This window comes from Megasphaera sp., assembly GCF_047831605.1.
GTDB lineage: Bacteria > Bacillota > Negativicutes > Veillonellales > Megasphaeraceae > Megasphaera > Megasphaera intestinihominis.
Map to the genome: position 1 here is coordinate 529,492 of NZ_CP181255.1, position 17,153 is coordinate 546,644.

18 protein-coding genes are annotated in these 17,153 nt (G+C 54.8%); 3 read left to right on the top strand and 15 right to left on the bottom strand.

Annotated features, from left to right (window positions below):
• Positions 1-4: 4 nt before the first annotated feature.
• From pyk to ACFWUB_RS02605, 7 genes are all read right to left on the bottom strand, one after another.
• Positions 5-1,753, bottom strand: coding sequence for a pyruvate kinase (pyk, locus tag ACFWUB_RS02575; RefSeq protein WP_416184176.1), 1,749 nt, complete (start codon positions 1,751-1,753; stop codon positions 5-7).
• 45 nt (positions 1,754-1,798) lie between these two features.
• Complete coding sequence (locus tag ACFWUB_RS02580) at positions 1,799-2,476, bottom strand: glycerate kinase (RefSeq protein WP_416184177.1); 678 nt, start codon at positions 2,474-2,476, stop codon at positions 1,799-1,801.
• 113 nt (positions 2,477-2,589) lie between these two features.
• A complete protein-coding gene (locus ACFWUB_RS02585; RefSeq protein ID WP_296821051.1) occupies positions 2,590-3,666 on the bottom strand; it encodes a CdaR family transcriptional regulator in 1,077 nt (358 codons plus the stop codon).
• A 31-nt stretch (positions 3,667-3,697) separates the two neighbouring features.
• Positions 3,698-4,477: a ZIP family metal transporter gene (locus tag ACFWUB_RS02590; protein ID WP_416184178.1), complete on the bottom strand. Its 780-nt coding sequence runs from the start codon at positions 4,475-4,477 to the stop codon at positions 3,698-3,700.
• Positions 4,478-4,652: 175 nt separating this feature from the next.
• The gene (gene brnQ, locus ACFWUB_RS02595) at positions 4,653-5,984 is read right to left on the bottom strand and encodes a branched-chain amino acid transport system II carrier protein (protein ID WP_416184179.1); all 1,332 of its coding nucleotides are present in this window, start codon (positions 5,982-5,984) and stop codon (positions 4,653-4,655) included.
• Positions 5,985-6,149: 165 nt separating this feature from the next.
• A complete protein-coding gene (locus ACFWUB_RS02600) occupies positions 6,150-7,406 on the bottom strand; it encodes an RNA-guided endonuclease InsQ/TnpB family protein (RefSeq protein WP_416184180.1) in 1,257 nt (418 codons plus the stop codon).
• A gap of 176 nt (positions 7,407-7,582) precedes the next feature.
• Positions 7,583-8,131 carry a hypothetical protein gene (locus ACFWUB_RS02605; protein WP_296821038.1) on the bottom strand — a complete coding sequence of 183 codons (549 nt, stop codon included), beginning with the start codon at positions 8,129-8,131 and terminating at the stop codon, positions 7,583-7,585.
• 72 nt (positions 8,132-8,203) lie between these two features.
• On the opposite strand from ACFWUB_RS02605, the gene ACFWUB_RS02610 reads away from it, so the two are divergent.
• Together ACFWUB_RS02610 and ACFWUB_RS02615 are read left to right on the top strand one after the other, a co-directional pair.
• A complete protein-coding gene (locus tag ACFWUB_RS02610; RefSeq protein WP_296821039.1) occupies positions 8,204-8,473 on the top strand; it encodes a twin-arginine translocase subunit TatC in 270 nt (89 codons plus the stop codon).
• Positions 8,474-8,744: 271 nt separating this feature from the next.
• Positions 8,745-9,518 (top strand): alpha/beta hydrolase, encoded by a 774-nt coding sequence (locus tag ACFWUB_RS02615; protein WP_296821040.1) that lies wholly within the window; start codon positions 8,745-8,747, stop codon positions 9,516-9,518.
• 17 nt (positions 9,519-9,535) lie between these two features.
• Here ACFWUB_RS02615 and ACFWUB_RS02620 read toward each other — a convergent pair whose 3' ends face one another.
• The 6 genes from ACFWUB_RS02620 to ACFWUB_RS02645 form a co-directional block, all read right to left on the bottom strand.
• Positions 9,536-10,318, bottom strand: coding sequence for a TPM domain-containing protein (locus ACFWUB_RS02620; RefSeq protein WP_416184181.1), 783 nt, complete (start codon positions 10,316-10,318; stop codon positions 9,536-9,538).
• Positions 10,319-10,332: 14 nt separating this feature from the next.
• On the bottom strand, positions 10,333-11,451 hold the full coding sequence (locus ACFWUB_RS02625; protein ID WP_020310349.1) for a hypothetical protein: 1,119 nt from the start codon (positions 11,449-11,451) through the stop codon (positions 10,333-10,335).
• A 10-nt stretch (positions 11,452-11,461) separates the two neighbouring features.
• The gene (locus tag ACFWUB_RS02630; protein ID WP_296821043.1) at positions 11,462-12,784 is read right to left on the bottom strand and encodes an SPFH domain-containing protein; all 1,323 of its coding nucleotides are present in this window, start codon (positions 12,782-12,784) and stop codon (positions 11,462-11,464) included.
• A 38-nt stretch (positions 12,785-12,822) separates the two neighbouring features.
• Positions 12,823-13,506, bottom strand: a complete 684-nt coding sequence (locus ACFWUB_RS02635) for a TVP38/TMEM64 family protein (RefSeq protein WP_296821044.1) — start codon at positions 13,504-13,506, stop codon at positions 12,823-12,825.
• 317 nt (positions 13,507-13,823) lie between these two features.
• Positions 13,824-14,234 carry a peptide deformylase gene (locus ACFWUB_RS02640; protein WP_020310346.1) on the bottom strand — a complete coding sequence of 137 codons (411 nt, stop codon included), beginning with the start codon at positions 14,232-14,234 and terminating at the stop codon, positions 13,824-13,826.
• Between the two features lie 14 nt (positions 14,235-14,248).
• Positions 14,249-14,716, bottom strand: coding sequence for a macro domain-containing protein (locus ACFWUB_RS02645; protein WP_020310345.1), 468 nt, complete (start codon positions 14,714-14,716; stop codon positions 14,249-14,251).
• A gap of 127 nt (positions 14,717-14,843) precedes the next feature.
• Here ACFWUB_RS02645 and ACFWUB_RS02650 point away from each other — a divergent pair, with 127 nt between their 5' ends.
• Entirely contained in the window at positions 14,844-15,305 is a 462-nt protein-coding gene (locus ACFWUB_RS02650) for an ester cyclase (protein WP_020310344.1), read from the top strand.
• Positions 15,306-15,347: 42 nt separating this feature from the next.
• Here ACFWUB_RS02650 and ACFWUB_RS02655 read toward each other — a convergent pair whose 3' ends face one another.
• Together ACFWUB_RS02655 and ACFWUB_RS02660 are read right to left on the bottom strand one after the other, a co-directional pair.
• A complete protein-coding gene (locus ACFWUB_RS02655) occupies positions 15,348-15,671 on the bottom strand; it encodes a winged helix-turn-helix transcriptional regulator (protein ID WP_020310343.1) in 324 nt (107 codons plus the stop codon).
• A gap of 14 nt (positions 15,672-15,685) precedes the next feature.
• Positions 15,686-16,996: an aminopeptidase C gene (locus tag ACFWUB_RS02660; protein WP_292108318.1), complete on the bottom strand. Its 1,311-nt coding sequence runs from the start codon at positions 16,994-16,996 to the stop codon at positions 15,686-15,688.
• Positions 16,997-17,153: the final 157 nt, after the last annotated feature.

Genomic DNA, 17,153 nt, shown 5'->3' on the forward strand with positions numbered 1-17,153 from the left:
TGGTTTATCGTGCGTTGGCTTCGCCACGGAAGATAGTACCGCGGCTGGCGTCTACGGTGACGACTTCGCCGTTTTCCAGGGTATCGGCAGCATGGGCAGCGCCGACGACGGTCGGGATGCCGAGGGTGATGGCGACGATAGCCGATTCGCTGGTGAGGCCGGCTTCTTCGGAGACGATGGCGCTGGCCCGTTTCATGTAGTCGACGAAATCAGCGCGGGCCGAACGGACTACGAGGATGCAGCCGTCGGTGAAGTTCTTTTCCAGGTCTTCTTTCGATTCGGCGATGCAGACTTTGCCGATAGCCGAGTTACGGCCGATACCGGTACCGCGGAGGAGGACGTCACCGACAACCTGGACGCGGATCATATTGGTCGAACCGGCTTTGGCAACGGGGACACCTGCCGTGAGGACGACGAGGTCGCCGGCTTTGATGAGGTTGTTGTCGAGGGCTGCAAAGATGGCATTGTCGACGACGGCATCGGTGTCGCTGGCTTCTTTGCCGGTGACGGCCTGGACGCCCCAGTTGAGCTGCAAGCGGCGGACGATGGCTTCGTGCGGCGATACGGCCACAATCGGGCAGGCCGGGCGGAATTTAGAAATCATCTGGGCTGTGCCGCCGCGTTCAGTCGAAGCGATGATGGCTGCAGCGTGGAGGTCTTGGGCAATCTTGACGACGGCTTTGCCGATGGATTCTGTCGTCGTGGCCGATTCAGCGTCGACGTCTTCATAGGACTTCGGCGTGAAGCTGCTTTCCGTAAAGGTTGCGACGCGGGCCATGGTTTCTACCGCTTCTACCGGATAGAGGCCGCCAGCCGTTTCGCCGCTGAGCATGATGGCATCGGTACCGTCGAGGATGGCGTTGGCGACGTCGCTCGTTTCGGCACGGGTCGGACGCGGGTTGTTGCACATAGATTCCAGCATCTGCGTAGCCGTAATGACCGGTTTGCCTGCGGCCTGGCATTTATGGATGAGGACTTTCTGGAGCATCGGCACTTCTTCTGCCGGGACTTCGACGCCGAGGTCACCGCGGGCGACCATGATGCCGTCGCTCATCTTGATGATGTCGTCGATATTGTTGACCGCAGCCTGACATTCGATTTTGGAGATGATCTTCATATGGCTGTCGTGTTTTTCCAAAATCTTGCGGATCGTCAGGACGTCTTTGCCGCGCTGGATGAAGGAAGCGGCAATCCAGTCCATGTTCATGCGGCAGCCGAATTCGATATCGTCGGCGTCTGTATCGGAAACAGCCGGCAGGTTGATGGCAATGCCCGGTACGGCAACGCGTTTACGGTCGCTCATCTTGCCGCTGTTGAGGATTTTCGTATGGATGTCTTGGCCTTCGACGCTGACCACTTCCAAGTTGACCAGGCCGTCCGACAAGAGGATGTGGTCGCCGGCTTTGACGTCCTGCGGTAATTCTTTATAGTTCATGGAGGCAATAGTTTCATCGCCTTCTACGTCACGGGCCGTCAAGGTAAAGTCTTTGCCGGCTTCCATCATGATCGAACCATTTTTAAATTTGCCCAAACGGATTTCCGGGCCTTTCGTGTCGAGGAGCAGTGCCACCGGGATACCCAGTTTCTGAGAGACAGCGCGGACCATGTCGATGCGCTGTTTATGTTCTTCATGAGAACCATGGGAGAAATTAAAGCGGGCAACGTTCATGCCGGCTTTAATCATCTTTTCGATAATTTCCGGGGTATTGGAACTGGGGCCTAAAGTGCAGACGATCTTTGTTTTTTTCAGCATATCTATTCTCCTTGCTTCTATTTAATGTAATCGGATGATTCTCGTTCAGCTGACGGCGCGGATGAGGTTGAAGACCTGCTGGGCCGTATTGGTCATATTGCGCAGGGCCGTTTCTTTATTCATGGCTTCTTCCAGCGGCATGGCCTTATCGACGATAGAAAAGAAAGCATCAATGCCCTGCCGGTTGCATTCAGCAGCGTCGGCGGTCGTGCAGCCTGCCAGGGCGATGACTTTGGCACCGTATTGTTTAGCCAGTTTCGCTACGCCAATCGGTGCCTTGCCCATAGCCGTCTGGGCGTCGAGGCGGCCTTCGCCGGTAATGACGTAATCGGCATCCTTGACGGCATCGGCCAATCGGATGGAATCGAGGACAATCTGGATACCTGAACGCAGGCGGCCGTTCAGATAAGCCAGGAAGGCGAATCCCATACCGCCGGCTGCACCAGCCATTTCAATGACAGCCGTTTCCATCCCCGGCAGATAGCCGTAAGGACAGGAAACAGCTTCACCTAAAGGCCCCTGGACGCCGACATAGCGGAGCTGGCCGTTCAATCCGTCGACGAGGGCTTCGACGGTTCCTTCGCCACCATCGGACAAGGGTTTGACGATGACCTGGACAGGATGGCCGCCATAGGCTTTACGGACGCCAGCCTCAATGGCCCGGCCGGCTTCGACGGAAGTCAGGCTATTTTTCAAGGAATCAATGGCTACAACGACTTTCATGATGATCTCTCCTCTATCTGCAAATTCGTAAGACTGTGTTTCTCTATGCCTATAGTGTAGCAAAAGAGGTCATCCCTTTCCATGTTATGAGACACAATATATTGTCATTATTTTTATTTTCTAAACCAAGGAAGAGTGGCAATGTAAAGGGGCACGGCATCACAGAATACCCGTGGGTCGAGGCCGGTCTTCCCAGCAATCCGCTTCAGCCGGTATTGCAGGGTATTCTTGTGGATGCAGAGAATCCGTGCCGTCTCCTGGATGGACAAATCCTGCTGATAATAGACCTGGAGTAAATGGATATCGCTGTCCGTCAAAAGGTGACAAATATCCTGACAGTAGCGGCGACGCACGGCACCATCCAGACTTTGCAGCAAAAAGGCCAATTTCATATCATCGGCGTGGACGCAAAAGACCTGCCGGTCCCCGGCTGCCTGCAAAGCCATTTTGGCAAAACGGTACGATTCGTAGATACGGTGGAAAGCTTCTTCCGTCCCGATACCGGCCAGGATTTCCGGATAGAACCATTCTTTCCACTGAGGCAGTTTTCTGTCCCATTCTGCATAGCCCCTGCTGGGAACGAGGACAACGAAAGTATTCGGATAAACATAAGTATATAAGGAAACCCCCAACTTCTGACAGAAGCCGGCCATTTTCTGGCGAAACGCTCCAGCCTGCCGGAAACCATCATGCCAACGGAAGACGACGGCCGTATAGCAGCTTCCCGCCAATTCAGGCTGATCTTCAGCCAGTTGCTGCACCGTATCTTCATCGCGATAAATCAAGGCCATGACCTGGCGGCTGCGATGCGCTTCTTCGCTGAAGGCCTCCTGACTCAGGCGGTATTCCTTGAGGAAGACTTCACAAATTTTCGTCAGCAAGAAACCGTACTGACCGACGACAGCCGGATTCCCGGTAATCCCGATGACGCCCAGGACCTGATGATCCATGATGATAGGATAATTGACCCCTCGGCTGACGCCGTCCTCAAGCCGGTCTTCCTGAACAGTCTGGACCTGCCCGGTCCGGGCCGCAACGTGACCGGCTTTATGGTACGTTCCGATACGTCCGCTATCCGTACTAGCCATGATACGCCCATGACGGTCGATGAAGTTGATATTCCAGCCGACAACAGCCCTGGCCGAATCGACGATTTGCTGGGCCAGTTCATCCGTAATGCGTACTTTCACCTGAATACCTCCCTTTCCTCCTGAAAAAATCTCACGACAAAACCACGTCCAAAGCCATCATCAGGGTAAATCCCAAGGCAAAAGACAGGACGCCGATGTCAGAGTGTTCGCCGGCCGACATTTCCGGGATGAGTTCTTCGACGACGACATAGCACATGGCACCGGCAGCCAGGCTGAGGAGATAGGGCAGGACCGGTACGATGAAGGCCGTCATGGCAATGGTCAGGGCCGCCCCGATGGGTTCGACGATGCCCGACATGACGCCGCCGAGAAAGGCTTTGTACTTTCCGACGCCGGCTGCCTTGAGGGGCATGGAGATGATGGCCCCTTCGGGCAGATTCTGCAAGGCGATGCCCAGAGACAAGGCCAGGGCCCCGGCGGCGCTGATGCCCGTCTGCCCGGCTAAAAGCCCGGCATAGACGACGCCGACGGCCATGCCTTCGGGGATGTTGTGCAGCGTCACGGCCAGGACGAGCATCGTCGTCCGCTGCAAGTGGCTGTGCGGTCCTTCAGCTTTTTCACTGTACATGTGCAGATGCGGCACCAGCCGGTCCAGGGCCAGGAGCAGGAAGATGCCCAGCCAGAATCCGGCCACAGCCGGCACAAAGGCGAACTTCCCTAACGGCGCCGCTTCTTCCATAGCCGGTATCAAGAGGCTCCAAATAGAGGCAGCAATCATGACGCCCGACGCAAAACCGGTCAGCCCTCGTTGGACCTGACGATCCAATTCCTGTTTCATGGCATAGACGCAGGCCGCTCCCAAAGACGTCCCGGCAAAGGGGATAAGGATCCCTATGACAGCATTTTCCATAATAACTTTCCCTCCCTGTATCTCATTTAGCTATATTTGATACTTAATATCGTTATAATTTCATTATACACGAAAAGAGGCCGTCGTACAAAGACAGCCTCTTTTTTTCTGCAAACTATAAGAGGCCGTCGTACAAAGACAGCCTCTTTTTTTCTGCAAACTATGAACGCTTATATTACAAACTTTCATCTAACGCACTTTCGCCGCTGATTTTCCCGGGCAGGACCAGGGACAGGACCAGGCAGATCAGGACCGGTACGAGCCAGCCCAGGCCGCTGTCGCCTAAGGGCAGGCCCTGGATGAAGGCAGCCGCCCCGTCGAGATGGAAGAACTGAGCCGCAATGTCGATGGCCGATACCAGGCCGGCAGCGGTGACAGTACAGCGCATGCCCAGTTTCGACAAGCCGACGAATTTATTGATGATAGTCAGCATGACGACGGAAATGGCAATGGGATAGACGAACAACAAAAGGGGCAGCGTGACCTGGATGATCTGGTTCAGGCCGAGATTGGCCAGGACCAGGCTGACCAGGCAGATGAGAGTGACGTATTTCTTATACGACAGGACTGGGAACTCTTCGGCAAAGAAGGTCGAAACGGCGGCGATGAGGCCGACGGTCGTCGTGAAGCAGGTCAGCGTGACCATAACAGCCAAAAAGGCCATGCCGACAGTCCCGAAAATCTGGAATGACGTCTGGGATAACACATAGGCGCCGAGATTGACACTGGCGTCTTCATAGACCGACTGGGGAATAGGAAAATGATTGCCCAAGAGGGCCAGTCCCAGATAGAGCCCGCCCATGAGGACGGCGACGGCAGCACCGGCCATCCAGACGCTGGCAACGTGTTCCTTTTCCGACGCGAAGTGGATCCGCTTCATGGCACCCAGGGCGATGATGCAAAAGGCAAAGGAGGCCAGGGTGTCGACGGTGTTATAGCCTTCGACGAAGCCGTTGCCGAAAGCCGAAGCGGCGTATTTCCCCATAGGAGCTGCTGTAGACGGCGTCGTATAGGCGACCATGCCGACGATGATGAGCAGGACGATCATGATAGCAAAGATAGGCGTCAATACCTTACCGACGCGGTCCAGGAGTTTCGACGGCGTAATCGACAGCCACCAGGCGCAGATGAAATAGAGCGTCGTGAAGATGGCCAGCGGCAGCATGCCATCGCCCGTGATGGGCAGGATACCGATAGAAAAGGACGTCGCCGCCGTCCGCGGGATGGCCATGAGGGGCCCGATGGCCAGATACATGAGCGTCAGGATGACCAGCGAAAAGAGCGGCGAAATCTTATGGTTCATTTCCGCCCGGAAACCGCCGGGGTTGAAAGTCCCCATGATGACGGCAATGACAGGCATACCGATACCGGACAAGAGGAACCCCAGGACGGCCGGCATGAACGACGAACCTGCCTGAAAACCTAAAGAAGGCGGGAAAATAAGGTTCCCCGCCCCGAAAAACATGCCGAACAACAGCAATCCGACTTGTGCACCATTTTTTAACATGAGCAGATAACACTTCCTTTACAATTTTAATTTGTTCCTGTAAATCTTTATTGTTACATTGTAAAGTTTTAAGTGGTTTCTGTCAATATCTGCTATTTTGAACCTCTCCCGCTTATAGAAGCAGGAGATTCTTGAGAAGGTTGCTGTTTAAGTTTCCTCCTGAAATCAGGATAGCCTTATTCTCAAAGGGCTGTCCAAAAGCCCCTTACACAGTCCCTCGAAATCGAAGTTCTGCTTACTTTTACGGAGTATGTTGGCGGCGCCGTTGATGTCGGCATTGGCCGTCCTGCCGTTGGCGAAACGGTACAGGCCGCGCCGGATTCGTTGTCCACTGAACGTTCCTGTATAGGGGGCATCCGGCTGGTATACGGGAATATCATCCAAGTCCAGACAGCTGGCCTGAGAGGTATACGATTCTTCCTGTTCCAGATAGGTTATCCCGTAGCGTTCACACAGCTGTTTCAAGGTACTGCGCAGATAGCTCAAATTGATTTGGGTGAAATGCTGATTCATCACTTTGCCCAGCTTTAGTCCTCGTTTGAAATCGCGATTATATCCACAGACAAGGGTCCCTATCTGATAGTCAATGCAGAAATTAACAATGTAACGGGCTGTCTTGCGAAGGATGTCCTGCATCCGGAAATTGCGTTTCTTCGCTAACTGACAGAGCTGGTTCGTCGTCTTCCGGCCCTGTTTGGCGGCAATGCTTTGGAGTCTGGCTTTGCGTTTGTTCCAATACTGGTTGATAGATTTAAGTTTACGACCGTCCATGAGGAACGACGTCCCCGTATTGGTAACGCAGGCGGCCAGATTGTCCAGGCCTAAGTCGATAGCCAGGATACGTTCTGGCGAGGTTTTCACCGGCTCTGGTTCCTGTAAGTAGCCATACTGAATCTTGAAATACCGTCCACCATACATGGGACAGATGCGGATTTCCTGAATCGTCTTATCCTTCAGCCTGTCGGGAACAGGAATCCGAATCCGATGGCCATTATGGCGTTTCATATATTCACGGCTCATCGGCACTGTTAAGAAGCCATTCTTAATGGTAATGGCGTTCGTGGACAAGATGAGACTGAAGAGACCACCTTTTTCACGATAGTGTGGCAGGCGGACAGCCTTTGAACCATAGTCACCTGACTTGACTTTCTGCAAAAGCCCGAAAAAAGAACGAAAACTGCGGTCGGCCATCTTCAATATCTGCTGGGCGACACCGGCCTGTAACAAGCCATAGTTTTCATTTTCCTTGCAGATGGGGTAATTTTCTTCGTACCGCAAGAATTGCCGGGTATCGAAGTAATGCTGCCGAATCGTATAGACCGCTACATTGTACAGGTTATTGCTGTATTGGCACATTTCCCGGAGCATCGTATACTCTTGTTTCGACAAGCCACGGATGACATTCGATTGCGTCAAGTACATCTGGAATCCACCTCCTCTGTTATCTACCATTATACCGTAGACGTAGTGAAAAGGCTAAGATGGAAAAGACATAGGGTGAATTTCGCAGGCATCGAACCTGCGAAATCCATCGCCATTCATCCCCTACCTAAGAGGAAGGAGTCTTCTGGCGAAACTGTGATAAAAAGTTAAACGATTTATTTTACGATGACCTTGGCTACAGCCTGAGCGACCAGGCGTTCCCCGTCCGGTTCGGCCTGGAGCATGTTGAGATACATGCAGGACAACTGGGATTCAACATAATTCTTGAAGTAATTGAACTTCGCGCCCTGGCTGTCGCCATCGCTCATGCCGTACTGCTGGACAGCTATTTTCTTGAGCAGGGCCGACGTCTTCTGGCCGGCTGGTGAGCTGAGTACCCAGTCATGGTCACCGAGATGAACGATATAGCCTTCCTGACGGTGCGGCGATGGCAGGCCATTGCCCATCTTGTTGAGGACGCCATAAGCGACGGGGGCTTTCTGAGCCATGAGAGACGCGGCTTTCAGCCAAGCTACGACGTCTGCTTCCCCTTTAGCATCATTCGGGGCCCCATGGGCACAGGCCTGAGCGACGACGACATCCGGCAGCAGGCTGCGGTACATCGATTCAGCGATGGAAATGACATGATGTGCCCCCTGGCCGGCAATCGTATATTCCTTCAGGGATGAACCGTCGGGCTGCCACTGGAAGACGAAGGGTTTCATGATATCGTGAAGCAGCTGGCCGGCTAAGGCCGTGTCCGTGTGGACGTCATAACAGAAGACGTCTTCATACGTATGGATGACTTGAATTTCGTCTTCATGCTGGTCCTGCCCTTCGGCGTCCTCTTCAACCTGCCACTGGTCCTCATCGTCCTGGCCAAGCTGGATTTCATCACGTCTGCCATGCTGGCCAAAAAACGGAAATACATCATCCTCCTGGCCTTCATCGCAGCCGCCGTCATCACGCCGACGACAGACATCCTGTCCCAGTGCCTCCTGGCCCTGCCCATGATCGCCCTCCTGGAAATCAGCCGCCTCATCATCCGATACGGCCTGCATCGGTAAGGGTTCGTGGCTAGTGGCTCGTGGTCCGTAGGAGGTTGTCTTTATAGTTTGCAGTACGGAGTTTGTAGGGGTCGCCACGTGGGCGACCCGTTAGGAATTGGGATAATTCTTCTAGCAAACGGGTCGGGAAATCGTACATATCCCAGAGCGGGCGCCCCACGTGGGAGCCCCTACAAGAAAAAGGGCTTGTCTTCGTGCGACAGCGCCTTTTTTGTGCTATACTAACGACGTACGTCATTTTGACGAATTTAGGGTAAAGAGGAATGACAGCATGGAAAAGAATTTCGACATCAATCAGCAGGGCTACAGCATCCGCTGCAAGCTGCTCATCAATGATAATGATAAACAGACGCGCACTTTTGACAATGTCGTCATCGTCACGCACGGCTTCGGCAGCCACAAGGACACGGCCGGGACGGTCCATTTCGCCGAACACTTGACGAGCAAATACAAGAACTACGCCGTCATCGCCTTCGACTGGCCCTGCCACGGCGCCGACGCCCGCAAGAAGTTATCCCTCCCGGAATGCATGAACTATCTGACCTGGGTCGTCGACTACGCCAAGACCGAGCTCCAGGCCAAACACATCTACAACTATTCGACGAGTTTCGGCGCTTACATCACCCTGCGCTACCTCATCGAAAAGGGCAATCCCTTCCAGAAAATCGCCCTGCGCAGCCCAGGCGTCAACATGTATGAAAGCATGAGCAACCATGTCTCCGACGAAGGCTTTGCCAAGCTGAAGAAGGGCAAGGAAATCCAGGTCGGTTTCGAACGCAAGATGAAAATCGACCAGGCATTTATGGATGATTTGAAGAGCTTCGATGTCCGTGACCACGAATACTTCGATTTTGCCGACGATATACTCATCCTCCACGGCACGAAGGATGAAATGATTCCCATCGACCTCGTCCGGGAATTCACTGAAAACAACGTCATCGAATTCGTTCCCGTCGAAGGGGCCAACCACCCCTTCCAGAACCCGAACCACATGGCCCTGGCCATCCACAAGATCATCGAATTCTTCCATGACGACAAGGCCTGATGGCGCCACCGCCGTTCCTAGAACGAGCCGCCACCGCCGCCGTGGTCGTCGCTGCAGTCAGCGTCACTGTCGAAATCAGGCAGGTCATCATCGGCCGGACGGGCCTTGGCAATGTGCTGGACGGTCATGAAGACGAACGTATCGCTGCTGTCGGTCAGATGGAAACTGCCGGCGTCGACATAGGCATCAGCCGCCGCTGCTTGGCGGACATTGCTCATCCGGCTGATGAGATAGGCCCGGAAAGCCACGCCGCCACCCACAGCCAGGACGAGGGCCACGACCAGGGCCAGGGGGCTGAAGGCATCGGCCGGGTCATAGGCCTTGCCCTTTTCCTGGTAATAAGCCAATAGTTTTGCCGACGACTGGCCATAGGCCTCGAAGGCTTTCGCATAATGACCGTCCTTCAAGGCCGGCAGGAAGGCATCCTTGAGATAAGGGATGCCTTTTTTATTGCTGATTTTCTCCTTCATGGCCTTGTCTGTCGCAACATACCAGTCATGGCGGTCCATGGCCAGGAGCAGGACCATATTGCCGTTCTGGCCGTCCTTATAGTCCCGGTCCAGGAGCCGATTGGCATAGGTTCCGGCCTTGACGCCCTTCGTCGAGGCGACGGTGACTACAGCGACGCGTACACCATATCTTGCTTCTGTATCCTGCAAGACGGCCGTCACTTCAGCCTGTTCTGCCGGCGTGAGTAGATGGGCGCCGTCGGACAGGCTCGGCGCTGCCGCTGCGGCACCAGCCGTCGTCAGGACCACGACAACTATGGCAAGGATTGTTTCTTTCAACCATTTCCACATCGTACTCACTCCCTTCATAACAGGCCCGACCAGACCATGACGAATTTCACCAGGAAATACAGGATTGGTACCAGGACGGCGGCCAGGGCCGCGCCGTATTCATAGGACTTGGCCTTGTCATACCGCAGGGAACCGACCATCCTGCCAGTCTGGCCATTCATCATGAAGGTGTAGGCTTTGCCGTCATAGCGCGTCGTCAAGATCCAGACCGGCGCCATGGCGTATTCCACGGTCCCTTCGTCTTTATGGACGACGCCGTCTTCAAATGTCCGGCGCTGATGATTGTCGACTGTCTCTTCCAACATGGCGAAGGCACTCTGCGACAGCCGTTCATCGGCCCTGGGGACGGCAGCGTCGGCGTCGACGTCGTATTTATCGGCCAAGTAACCGGCGAAATAGGCCGGACTGAACGGGACCATTTCGCCGTAGTCAAAGGGCTCGATGCTTTCCATATATGTATCGTCCATCTTCTGGCTGCCGTCGACAGGGATGCGATGGAAGGCCAGAGAGCCCGTCCGGTCACAGTGGTAGATGCTGGTTTCGATAATCGTTTCGTCCGGCGTCTCAAAGACGGCATCGTCTTCGGCCCGGAAAGCTGCCGACGCCGTGACCTGGGCATGGAAGAGCCAGAACGGAACGTACATGGGCTGGATGGCTTCGACGCGGTTGTCAGCCGTAAAGGCCTTAGGCAGGAGCCAGCGCCCTTGATAGAACTTCTTCAGCGCCGCTACGGCTTCGTCTTTCGTCTTTTTGAAAGGAATGACGTAATCGGGCTTGAGCATCCCTGAAAAGCGGCTGGGAATGAGAGTCGGATTGCCGCAGTAACAGCACTCTGTGGCCATGGTATTCTCATCGCAGACGATTTCGGCGCCACACGACGAACACGTGTAGGTCTGTAAATGAGCCGCTTCGTCGTCGCTCCAATCCTGGCCTGCCGCTTCCGTCTTCCAACGGACCTTGCGGGCCGCATCAGCTTCGGCAGCCCGCGCTTCTTTCTGGGCATAGATGGCTTCCAGGGTCTGGACGTCGAACTTCGTATCGCAATAGTCACAAGTGACGGTCTTGTCTTTCGGCTTGAATTGCAGCGGTGCGCCACAGTTCGGGCATTGATAGCTGACCGATGTATCCGCCATGACCCTCACCTTACCTTTCCGGCTTCTTTGCACCGCAGTTCATACAGAAATTCCCCGTATTGACAGTCCTGCAGGACGGGCAGGTCCAGTTGGCCGGAACCTGGGGCCGCGGCGCGCCGCAATTGCTGCAGAAGTTGCCCGTATTCCCGGCCTGGCCGCATTTCGGGCAGGTCCAGGCAGCGGCGGCCTGCGGTTTGGGACGGCCGCAGGCCGTGCAGAAGTTCCCCGTGTTGCCGGACTGACCGCAGGCACAAGTCCAGCTGCCGGCCGGCGCAGCCTGCGGCATCGGCGAAGGCGCCTGGGCCGCCTGGCGGGCTGCCAGTTCCTGGGCCAGGCCGGCGCCGGCCTGATTGGCCATATTCATGCCCATATAGCCCATGGCAGCACCCATGCCGCCTTCATTGGCTGCAGCCGTGCGCATGGAATCGGCCGTCGCATCGACGAGGGTCCCCAGGCCGATATCGGGCCGAGACATGGTCAAGCCCATCTGAGCTTTCTGAATCTTTTCTTCGTCTTCTTCATTGGCTTTGACACTGTTGATGCCGATAGATACGATTTCGATGCCCCGCAGGTCGCGCCATTTCGGCGACAGGACTTCATTCAGGGCCTGAGCCAGTTCCGGCGTATGGCCGGGCAGCTGGGAATAGTCGATGTGCAAGGCTGAAATCCTGGCAAAGGCCGGCTGCAGGGCCGTCAAGAGTTCCGATTTGAGCTGACTGTCCAGGCGGCTCCGTTCGTAGACGTCGACGTCATTGCCGGCCACGTTCGTATAGAACAGGATGGGATTGACGATGCGGTAGCTGTATTCACCGAAGCAGCGCAGGCGCATGAGCAGGGCCAGTCCCGTCGTATCGTCATAAGACTTGAAGGGCACTTCACTGGGCGTACCGTATTTATTGCCGATGATTTCCTTAAGGTTGACATAGTAGACGCGCTGGTCCTTGCCCGTATCGCCGCCAAAGGCAAAGCGTTCCTTCATCTGGCGGACGAGCAGGCGGAACGATTCGCCCAGGTCACCGGCATAGTCGCCGTCGAAGATAGACGCTTCCGTCGACGCATCGTATGTATATTCGCCCGGTTCAGCGCAGACTTCGACGATTTTCCCCGATTCGACGATGAGCATGCACTGGCCGTTGTTGACGGCAATGCGCGAGCCGTTGGAAATGATATTGTCTTCGCCGTCCGTATTGCCGCTGCGGCCATGACGGCTGGTCCGTTTCTGACCTTTGGCCATCAAGATATTTTCATTCAGGCTGTCACAGTAAAAAAACTCTTTCCACTGGTCGGCCAGGACGCCGCCGACAGAACCGATAGCTGCTTTGATCAAACCCATGAAGAATCCCTCCCATTATATATAATATGATAAGATGTCTATTTTTCGTCTTTCTTCTGCCAGCGGCGGCTGCCAAAGAGACCCGCTGCCAGCAGACAGACCATGATACCGGCTACGATGAGGCCGTGCGGATTGAAGTGGATGAGGTCGTAACCCAGCCAGACTTCCATACAGACGGCCAGGAACTTGCCGGTCATCGTCGCCGCCGCATGTTCGCCGAAGCGGACACGGCTCAGGGCACAAAGGGCGGTGACGACGAAATTCGGAGAATAGGGAATGGCCCGGAAGAAAAAGATAAGCCGGAAATCGATACCGCGGTTCAGCTTGGACAGCCAGCGGCTCTTATCGACCAGGACCTGTGCCTTGCGCCGGAAGACATAGCGCATGATGACAAAGGCCAGGATATTGCCGATGACCTGACCAGCCCAGGAAATGAGGATGCCCGGCAGGAGGCCGAACAAGATGCCATTGACCGTGACGAACTGGACCGACGGCAGGCCGGTCATGTTGGTCAGGACGATGAGCAGGATCATGAGGACCACGGCAATACTGCCAAAAGAAGAAATATACGACGTCAGCCCCGGAATATCATGGCTCACCGTCAGCTGCCATAACGTGCTGTAAAACGAAGGAATGGCCCAGTGGATCGCCCAAAACAAGGCCACGATCAGCCCCAGCGTCAAAGGCTTCATCAAATTCGCAATCATCGATCGATTCATCATTGTCTCACTTTCTTGAAAAGTACTCATAAATCCAAGGTGACCCCAACGGGCCGCCTTTCAGGACGGCCCCTACGGCCCACTAGCCACTAGCCACTAGCCACTAGCCACTAGCCACTAGCCACTAGCCACTAGCCTATTATACCATATTGCGCGCAAAAAGGGCTTGCCGCATGACGACAACCCCTTTTAAGTTGTTAGTAGCTAGTTGTTAGTGGTTAGCGAAGGATTTTACATTAAAAAACAAAAGGGACCGAGCCCGATGGCAGAAACCTTCGTGCGATACCCTGCGGCCTGCGGATGTCCTGCAGGCGTCCTTTCTATATGATGATGCCGTCCAGGTGGTCACATTCGTGCTGGATGATCTGGGCCGTCCAGCCGGTAAAGGTCTGGCGGTGTTTGCGGAAGCGGCGGTCCTGGTAGAACACCTGTATCTTCCGGTAGCGCGTTGTCTTCCGCGTGCCGACCAGGGACAGACAGCCTTCTTCGGCCTCAAAAGGATCGGCCTTCTTTTCGATGACCGGGTTGATGAAAATTTCGTCGCCCCTATCCGTATGGACGACGATGATGCGCTTCAAAGAACCGATCATATTGGCCGCCATGCCGACACAGGTCATGCGGTTGGCCTTCAGCGTGTCGAGCAGGTCCTGGACGACGGGCAAATCATCTTTCGTCGCCGCTTCGGACTTACGGCCCAAGAAGATGACGTCATGTACAATATTGCGAATCACAATGTTTTCCTTTCCTAGGGATATAAGACCAAGTAAATATCCATGTCATGATTTTTCAAGAAAGCCGCTGCCGCTTCCCGGGCGACATCCAAGGCTTCTGCTTTCGGGTAGCCAAAGATGCCTGCCGAAATGAGGGGAAAGGCGCTGGACCGGCAGCCGTGCGACGCTGCCAGTTCCAGGGCCGTGGCATAACAGCTGGCCAGCAGGTTCCGTTCTCCCCTTTGGCCGCCCTGCCAGATGGGACCGACGGTGTGGATGATGTATTTCGCCTTCAATCCGTAACTGTCCGTCAATACCGACTGCCCCGTCGGGCAGGGCGCCTGGGCCAGGCAGGCTTCCTGGAGTTCCCGGGCCCGCGGCCCGACAGCGTGGAAAATGGCCCCGCAGACACCGCTGCCGGCGAGAAGGCCAGAATTGGCTGCATTGACGATAGCATCCGTTCCCATTTGGACAATATCGCCGTGAACGATAGAAAATGCCATGAAAATCCCTCCCTGAGTGAAAAGGCCAATACTTACCTCTACGTAAGGACCTGACCCGAAAGTGCCTTCTTCCATAACTGAGAAAGATTATTTATAATAAGGTCATCAATCAAGGAGGTCCTTTTACATGAACAAAAAATCAATCCTTTTAGGCCTGACCCTGGCCCTTGTCGGCTGCCTGCCCATGGGGACATCGCTGGCAGCCGATACGCCCCATTTCAAAAGCAACAAAGCCGCAGCTGAATATTTCTGGAATGAAGTATTTAACAAACACGACACAGCCGTCATCGACACGATGGTCGGTCCCAAATACAAACAGCACAGCCCGGAATTCGCCGATGGCAAACAGGCCTTTAAAGATGGCGTCACGGGCTTCCTGAAAGCCTATCCGGACAGCTCGGCCGTCATCAAGCACATCGGCGCCGATGGCGACCTGGTCTTCATCCACAATCACATCAAACTCAATAAAGCAGACCGTGGTCAGGCTGCTGTCGACATTTTCCGCATCAAAGACGGCAAAATCGTAGAACACTGGGATGTCATCCAGGATATCCCGGAAAAAGCAGCCAACGACAATACGATGTTCTAACGCTTCCCCAAAGAGAGGCTGTCGCACGAAGACAGTCTCTTTTTATTTTCCAAAAAAGCCATCGACCCAGCCGTTGATGCCCTGCATGACATGGATCAGCTTTTCCCCTCTGTCGGTCAGGCTGTATTCGACAGTCGGCGGTACCGTGGCATGGACGTTCCGCCGGACCAGGCCGTTGCGATCGAAGACGTGGAGGTTCTCCGTCAGCACTTTGGCACTGATGCCCGGCAGGCACCGCTGCAGCTTGGCGAAGAACACCGGCCCATCTGCCAGGGCCAGTAAGATAGACGTCCGCCATTTGCCTTTGATGATGTCGATGAAACAATCGAAGGGGCAGTCATAGGCCTTGCCATCAAACGTATACATAAAAGCCTTCCCTTCTAATAATCTTCGTCCCAGGCGTTGATGACGACAGGGTCTTTTTCCAGCATGGCTAATTGGGCCGGGCTGAAATGACGGCGGTCGATGACGGCTTCGTAGACGAATTCCTGGAAATAAGCTTCAGAGCAGACGAAATAGCCTTTGTCGCCGACATCCTTGCCCCAGGAATTTTCGATTTTCCAACGGTCCGGCTTGCCTTCCTTGTCGAAATGGACGCCTGTGAGCAACATGGCGTGAGTCGCCGAACTACTGTTATACTCCAGCCGTTTGCCCTTTGGCATGGCCGTCGAAAAGCCGCCCAAAAGGGCTTCGTACTGGACGCTGGCCGGGTCCCAGATACCTTCCTTGCGGGCGCCGAAGGCCCCGGCATCGCAGGCGAACCAGATGGCCTGACCGTTTTTCAACTGTTTGACGCAGAGTTCTTCCAGGGCTTCCTGCGACAGGTTCAGGGCCTTCATGTCGCAGCCGGCCATATTTTCGACGGCATGGAACTGGATGGGCGTATCCAGCGGCTTATCTGCCGTCGGTTCATTGATGACGGCGACATAATCGCGCAGGGACAGGCCGACGTATTTCTGATAGAAAGCCTGCGGCGTCAGGTCCCGCTCTTCATGGTAGTTGCCGTCTTTATCGCGGTAGGCGAAGTCAAAGGTCTGGACAGGCTGGCCAAAGGCGATGCAGGCAGCCTTGTAGACTTCGGCCATCATGGCCGCCTTGCGCGGATACGGGTCCGCACCGTCCTGGACGAGTTCCCGCAACTCCATGGCATCTTTGCGCAGGAGGCGGTTCAATGTCGCTACAAAGCGGTCTATGTGGTTGGACTGATACGTTTCCGGCTGGACCTGTTTGGGCACGACGCCGTATTTTTCGATGAGGTCCACGGCTTCGCTCCAATAGCCGCCGTCAGTCATGCCCCGCAGGACGTACTGCATGAGCTGGCCTTTTATGGGTTCCTGGGCGTTGTCGATGACCATTTCCAGGAAATTGTTGGCTTTTTCCAATTTATCGTAAAAAGACAAGTAATTCTGGGACAGCTCGAACTGGTCGAGGTGGCACGTTTCGGCCACCTTTTCCCGCAGGATATTCAAAGCCGCAAAGAGCCAGCAACGGCCTGATTTCTGCTGGGCCGTAATGCCCCGCGTCTTCACTTCGACCGAAAAAGCGCCTTTAAGGCGGGCACCGGCCACGGGGACATAAGCCAGGTCAGCCATGTCCGTCTTGGCCAGGGCCGAATGAAGGACCTGGGCCTGCCCGTCGGCTTCATAAGCCGTGCGGAACTGGGCTAACATATCATGAGTAATCTCTTTCATCAAAATTCCCCCTTTTATCATTCCCCATCCTGAGAATGACGAGAATCGCCACATCGCCTGAACCGCTCCGTAGGGGACGTCCTGCTAAGGCGTCCCGCTGTGAATCTTGGATATAACTATTCAGGTATATGAGGAATGTTTTCACACATCACCCGTT